The sequence below is a fragment of the Cytophagia bacterium CHB2 genome (assembly GCA_030263535.1).
Classification (GTDB): domain Bacteria; phylum Zhuqueibacterota; class Zhuqueibacteria; order Zhuqueibacterales; family Zhuqueibacteraceae; genus Coneutiohabitans.
Genome location: SZPB01000383.1, coordinates 1 through 5,991 on the forward strand (window position 1 = coordinate 1; position 5,991 = coordinate 5,991).

Annotated in this window: 7 protein-coding genes; 3 read left to right on the forward strand and 4 right to left on the reverse strand. The window is 51.9% G+C overall.

Features of this window, described 5'->3' with window-relative positions:
* Window positions 1-303 precede the first annotated feature (303 nt).
* From FBQ85_25420 to FBQ85_25435, 4 genes are all read right to left on the reverse strand, one after another.
* Window positions 304-1,782: a CoA-acylating methylmalonate-semialdehyde dehydrogenase gene (locus FBQ85_25420; protein ID MDL1878471.1), complete on the reverse strand. Its 1,479-nt coding sequence runs from the start codon at window positions 1,780-1,782 to the stop codon at window positions 304-306.
* A gap of 235 nt (window positions 1,783-2,017) precedes the next feature.
* Window positions 2,018-2,749, reverse strand: a complete 732-nt coding sequence (locus tag FBQ85_25425; protein ID MDL1878472.1) for a class I SAM-dependent methyltransferase — start codon at window positions 2,747-2,749, stop codon at window positions 2,018-2,020.
* Between the two features lie 23 nt (window positions 2,750-2,772).
* On the reverse strand, window positions 2,773-3,330 hold the full coding sequence (locus FBQ85_25430) for a nucleotidyltransferase family protein (protein ID MDL1878473.1): 558 nt from the start codon (window positions 3,328-3,330) through the stop codon (window positions 2,773-2,775).
* Window positions 3,296-3,574, reverse strand: coding sequence for a hypothetical protein (locus FBQ85_25435; protein ID MDL1878474.1), 279 nt, complete (start codon window positions 3,572-3,574; stop codon window positions 3,296-3,298). The genes FBQ85_25430 and FBQ85_25435 overlap by 35 nt, the downstream gene beginning before the upstream one ends.
* A 228-nt stretch (window positions 3,575-3,802) precedes the next feature.
* Here FBQ85_25435 and xseB point away from each other — a divergent pair, with 228 nt between their 5' ends.
* The 3 genes from xseB to FBQ85_25450 form a co-directional block, all read left to right on the forward strand.
* Window positions 3,803-4,006 (forward strand): exodeoxyribonuclease VII small subunit, encoded by a 204-nt coding sequence (gene xseB, locus FBQ85_25440; protein MDL1878475.1) that lies wholly within the window; start codon window positions 3,803-3,805, stop codon window positions 4,004-4,006.
* 2 nt (window positions 4,007-4,008) lie between these two features.
* Entirely contained in the window at window positions 4,009-4,884 is an 876-nt protein-coding gene (locus tag FBQ85_25445; protein ID MDL1878476.1) for an NAD(+) kinase, read from the forward strand.
* A gap of 652 nt (window positions 4,885-5,536) precedes the next feature.
* A partial coding sequence (locus tag FBQ85_25450) for a LacI family transcriptional regulator (protein ID MDL1878477.1) occupies window positions 5,537-5,991 on the forward strand: 455 nt, incomplete at its 3' end.

Below are 5,991 nucleotides of genomic sequence, written 5' to 3' on the forward strand. Positions count from 1 at the left end.
TGATTTATCGGCAGAATTATTTTGAATCGTTCTGCCGGCAACTTATTCTGCGACAAATTTTCAGAATTTTATTCTAACTTTGAGCGCCTTATGGCGCTAATCAACGCGAATGGCCGATCATGCTTTTTGAGTCGCGTTTATTCGCGGTTGGAGATTGGGAAAGTTGTTTAGCCGTCGATCCTTAGTGAAAACGCCACAACGGTTGCGGCTGAAGTGTTGTATTTGCAAAAGTTCCTTTAAAAAAAATGGGCGAATAACTTGCGAGAGTTATTCGCCTTTGCATTTGTTCATCTGCCCGGCTGATTAAAACTTGCGCGACCATTCCTTCGGCCAGCGCTCCACCACAACCTTCGTTTGCGTGAAGAATTCCACGCCGTGCCGGCCTTGCGCGTGCAAATCACCGAAGAAGCTTTCCTTCCAGCCGCTGAACGGGAAGAACGCCATGGGCGCGGCCACGCCGAGATTGATGCCGATATTGCCGACTTGCGCCTCGTAGCGAAATTTGCGCGCCGCCGAGCCGCTGTTGGTGAACAAACACGCCATGTTGCCGTGCGCGCCGCGATTCACCAGGGCAATCGCCTCGTCGATGGTTTCCACGTGCATCATGCTCAACACCGGGCCAAAAATTTCCGTGGCTGCCACTTCGCTTTGCGGCGGAACATCCTGCAAAATCGTGGGCCGCACGAAATTGCCGTTTTCATATTTTGAGATTTTGGGGCGGCGACCGTCGATTAAAACCTTCGCGCCTTCACTCGCGCCTTTCGCAATTAAACTCTCCACCCGCTCACGGCTTTGCTTTGAAATCACCGGGCCCATTTGCACGCCTTCTTCCAGTCCATAACTCACCACGCGCGTACGCGCGGTTTCCGCGATCGCTTCCGTGAATGGTTTGCGCGCCGCGCCCACGGTAATCGCCACCGAGGCCGCCAGGCAACGTTGCCCGGCGCAGCCGAATGCGCTGTCCGCCGTGATGCGCGTCGTCATCTCCAGATCCGCGTCCGGCAAAACGATGAGGGGATTCTTGGCGCCGCCCTGGCATTGCGCGCGTTTGCCGTTGGCCGAAGCGCGGCTGTAGATGTATCTCGCCACCGGCGTTGATCCCACAAAACTGATGGCGCGAATGGCAGGATGATCGAGAATCGCATCCACCGCGGCTTTGGAACCGTTCACCAGACTGACTACGCCTTTCGGCAAACCGGTTTGCTCGAGTAAATGGAAAATTTTCTGCATCGTGAGCGGCACTTTTTCCGAAGGCTTCATGATGAAGGTGTTGCCGCAGGCGAGGGCATAAGGCATAAACCAAAAGCAAATCATCGCCGGAAAATTGAAGGGCGCAATCGCGGCGCACACGCCCACGGGCTGGCGAATCATCATCTCATCGATGCCGGAGGCAATGTCTTCGAGAATCTGGCCTTGCATCATCATCGGAATGCCGCAGGCGACTTCGACGTTTTCGATGGTGCGGCGCATCTCCGCGCGTGATTCTTCCAAAGTCTTGCCGCATTCCATCGTAATCGTTCGGCTGATGTCGTCGAGATTTTCTTCCAACAAATTTTTGAGCTTGAAGAGATATTGAATGCGCTCGGTGGGCGGCGTCGTGCGCCATTGCAAGTACGCCGTTTGCGCGGCTTGCGCGGCTTGTTCGACTTCGGCAGCAGGGGAGAGGGGAACCTGGCCGAGAATCTCTGCGGTGGCGGGATTGAGGACATCGAGATATTCGGTCGCGCTCGACTTGCGCCATTCGCCGTTGATGTAATTTTGCAGCTTATGATTCGCGCTCATCAAAACCTCCTGTGGCTGTAAGATTGGAAGAACCTGGGTATTTGCATTATCTGTATTGATCTGTGGAAATCTGCGTACCAACGTGTTTACTTTGAAAGCAAAGACATTTCACGCGAGACGCAAAGGTTCCGCAAAGAAAAACATTGTGGGTTCTTTGCGCCTTTGTTCCGCCCTTGCGGGATGAAGCTTTTTATTTTTGGTTTCGGCTCGCTGGCTTATGATATCGAGTACGGTATCAACGTTTGCGCGCGACGATCACATTGTGGCTGCCGCACAGCACGGCGCGCGACAAATATTGCTGAAAGATGCCCCAATAGCGTTGTGCCTCCGGTTTGTTTTTATAATTTTTATTGAACACAAAAGCATAGCGCAAGCGTGCGAGCGGATAGACGAACGGATAGAGCAGCAAGCTGCCTTTGCGCAATTTGTATGTGGTCAACGTCTCGATTTCAAATCCGGCAAAACGCAAAAACGTTTCCAGGCGATGATAGGGGATGAGGTTGATGTGTTCCATGAAAACATTGGGCGAATCATCTCGCAGCACGCGCGGGGGATGATCATGCACGCCGGTGAAAAAGAATGCCAGCCGGCTTTCCAGCGAAGAAACATTCGGGGTGGTGAGAAAGAGTTTGCCGTCCGCTTTCAGCACGCGCGCGCATTCCCGCAAAAAAAGAAATTGGTTTTCGATATGCTCGATACCCTCGATCGAAACGAGATAATCGAATTGTTTTGCCGCAAACGGCATGGGCTGCGCCATGTCGACTTGTTGATACGGCAATTCCGGGAACACGTGCAGCGCGGCGTCGATTTCCGCGGCGATGGCATTGAATCCGTGCGCCTGCGCCTGTTGCGCAAAATAACCCGGCCCCGAGGGAATATCCAACAACGTGCCGGGCCTATGCGTCTTGAGCAGTTGCCAGATCAAATCGTGTAGATAGGGATTGTGTTTCGGCGGCAGAGGCGGCATGCGTTTAATTTTGCAATCACGGGTTATGACTTTCGGAGGAATTCATCTAGTCGTTCGATAACATCGGTACGCTCGACATGAATGAATTCTTTAGCACTGGCACGAAGATAATCCAAATCCAGATTTACACGATGCCTGGCAATCAGCTCTTCAAGATCAAGCAGGTCTTTGGTTCGACTGGCGACAAGTTTCATGATGAGCAAATCTTCGATCGTGCAGACACTCACCTCCACCGTGTTAAAAAATCGGCGCTGGCTTCGTTCAAGCATACGCCGCTCGATGTTGCTGAGCGCAGCAGTGACGTCTACGCGCACTTTGGTTACACGATGCCGTATTGGGACAAAAAAAGTGCGCCGCAAAAAAGCGAGCGGGTCGGGTTGCACGGAAGAATAGTCGTTTGCAAAAATCGCCAAAACGTGTTCAAGCTGATCGATTTCTGCCATGATCGTGATATCGATATCAACCGTTGAACGAACATAACCGTAGATATTCGCCGCGATGCCGCCAATCACGGCATAAGGAATCCTGTGTTTACGGCAAAGCCGGTCAATATCTTGCAGGGTTTGTTCGAAGGCCGTCATCGTGTAGTTGTCGCATTTTCGCAAAGACTTTTTGCACAGCAATGTGATGCGCGAGATTGGCTTCAGATTCCGCCGCCAAATCCCCGCTCTTGAGCCACATTCGATAAACCGAGTCCAAAAAGTCGGCCATTACCTGTGGCGGAGGCAAGGACTCTTCCGATAATCTGTATTCGGCTTCGAATTCATTTGCCGCTTCGTATTTCCGCCACCATTGCTCGATGTATTTTTTGCGATCATCATCCATGTGCGGTCCCTCGAGTTTTAAAGCAGGAGAAAAGTATCACAATTCCGCGCGAGAAGCAACGGCATTTTTCCGGGGGCGAGATTGTGCTTGATTCTCAGCCCGAAAATCGCGATTCTGGCAACGTGTTCGGGCAAATCATCAAACGGGCAGCGTCGAATATTCCAACATTTCATACGAGTTGGCAAAGCGGGAGGATGTGTGGCGAAAAAAACGTCTTTCGAAGAAGCGATGCAGAAGCTTGATGTCATCGTGAAACAGCTTGAGCAGGGACAAATTCCATTGGAAGAGGCGATCAAGATTTTTGAAGAAGGCGTCAAACTTTATCGGTCGTGCGCCAGCCAATTGGAAGAAGCCGAGAAGAAACTGCAAAAACTCGTGAAAACGGAAGCCGGCTTTCAACTCGAATTGATCGACGATTCGGAAATCGGATAATCATGCGTCTGGCGATCCTGGCAAACTTAACACACACCGCCATTCTTGAAATCGTGCCGGTCTGGCTTGAATGGTTGTGCCGGCGTGCGGACGTCGTGGTTGCCGATGACCTTGCGCGTCTCGTGCAATCAGCGAACGCACGTTTTGAAACTGCGCCGCGGCGATCGGTTCATCAAAACTGTGACATGCTTATCTCGCTGGGCGGCGACGGCACAATTCTTTCCACCGCGCACACGGTTGGGCGCGCGGGTGTGCCGATTCTCGGCGTCAAATTCGGGGGACTGGGTTTCTTGACGGAAGTCGGGCCGGAAGAATTTTACACCGCGTTGGAGGCGATTCTCGCCGGCCATTATGAGGTGCAAAAACGCATCGTGCTGGAAGCGCGCGTGTTGAATTCGCCGGAGGCCACCCCGCTGCATGCCATGAATGATTTCGTCGTGGATAAAGGCGGGCAAACGCGTCTGGTGCGCCTCAAAGTGATGATCGACAATGAGTATCTCAACACCTACATCTCCGATGGCCTGATCGTGGCAACGCCGACGGGTTCGACCGCTTACTCGCTGGCGGCGGGCGGGCCGATTATGCCGCCGGAAATGAAAGCCATGGTGATCACACCGATTTGCCCGCATTCGTTGAATGCCCGGCCGGTGGTAATTCCTGATGAAAAAATCGTCACCATCGAAATTGCCACCGAGGAGACTCAGGTCAATCTCTCGGTTGATGGGCAAGTGACGCGCAAAATCTCATCGGGCATGGCTGTGGAAATTCGCAAAGCCGATTACTTCATCAATCTCGTGCGCAAAACCATTCCTACCTCGAACACGTTTTATGACACACTGCGCATCAAGTTTCGCTGGGGTGAGGATATTCGAAAATAGGTTGCTTGGGGCTCTCGCTTAGGATTGTCGATTAAATAACTTGCCCAAATCTCAAACCGCGAATGCATGCCAATAAACGCGAATTTTAAAATTAGCGAATATTCGCGTTTATTGGCGGTTCCCCAAATGAGTAAGTTATTTAAATGGCTTTCCTTAAACAGCTTGTTCACATCTCAAACTGCGAATCAGTGGGCGAAACACTTTCAGAATTTTATTCGAACTCCAAACGCGAATCCCCTAGTTAATTAAGAATGGGCGCCGCCAGCAAGCGCTTATGCGATGTAAAGCTTTCCGGGACGCAAAGATTCCGAAATGCAAATTACGGAGAAAGTGCTTGACAAAGCATTTATGGTTTCGTAATATTTGCCGCTTTTTGGAAGGCCTTCCAGGGAGGGAAGGATACTAGCTATTTCTTTTTAAAATAAGAGGCTGGAATCATGTTCCAGGAACCTCTTGCCTCGCCAAAGTTCTCTGCTTTTGAGTATTGAAGCTTCGTTACAACTTCGCACAGCGGCCCGAGTCGCGATCAGGCGCTTTTAGATAAATCTGCAAGTTGTGGTTGTCCGCATCGTTTTTGGCTGTCACTTCCATAGAAGATGAGATTGCAGCGAAGCGCTGGCCTGCGCCAGTGCTTTGCGGCGAAAGCCCTTACATGCACGTAACCATCTACGAAGTCGCCGCAAGAGCCGGTGTTGGCATCGGCACCGTTTCGCGCGTGCTGAACAACAGCTCGCAGATTGCGCCGGCAACACGCGACAAAGTGCTCAAAGCGATCAGCGAGTTGAATTACCAGCCGCAAGCCATGGCGCGCAACCTGGCGCGGCGGCGCACGCACACCATCGGCGCGATTGTGCCCTTTTTTACCGGCTACTTTTATGTTGAACTGCTGCGCAGCATTCAAGCCGCCATTTCCCGCCACAAATACGATCTTATCCTCTACGGCGTCGACGATCTCCAAAAAAAAGAGCATTACTTCCGGCATGTTTTGCAGCAGCGCCGTGTGGACGGTGTGTTGCTGATTTCGATGCGGCTCTCCGACGTTTTCTCGGCAGAATATCTTCGCCGCAAATTGCCGCTCGTTCTGGTAGACGCCTATCATCCCAATCA

Bases quoted from the DNA above. Each gene is read 5' to 3' on its own strand.
- FBQ85_25420 (MDL1878471.1), bottom strand. From the start codon at position 1,782: ATGAGCGCGAATCATAAGCTGCAAAATTACATCAACGGCGAATGGCGC.
- FBQ85_25425 (MDL1878472.1), bottom strand. From the start codon at position 2,749: ATGCCGCCTCTGCCGCCGAAACACAATCCCTATCTACACGATTTGATC.
- FBQ85_25430 (MDL1878473.1), bottom strand. From the start codon at position 3,330: ATGACGGCCTTCGAACAAACCCTGCAAGATATTGACCGGCTTTGCCGT.
- FBQ85_25435 (MDL1878474.1), bottom strand. From the start codon at position 3,574: ATGGATGATGATCGCAAAAAATACATCGAGCAATGGTGGCGGAAATAC.
- xseB (MDL1878475.1), top strand. From the start codon at position 3,803: ATGCAGAAGCTTGATGTCATCGTGAAACAGCTTGAGCAGGGACAAATT.
- FBQ85_25445 (MDL1878476.1), top strand. From the start codon at position 4,009: ATGCGTCTGGCGATCCTGGCAAACTTAACACACACCGCCATTCTTGAA.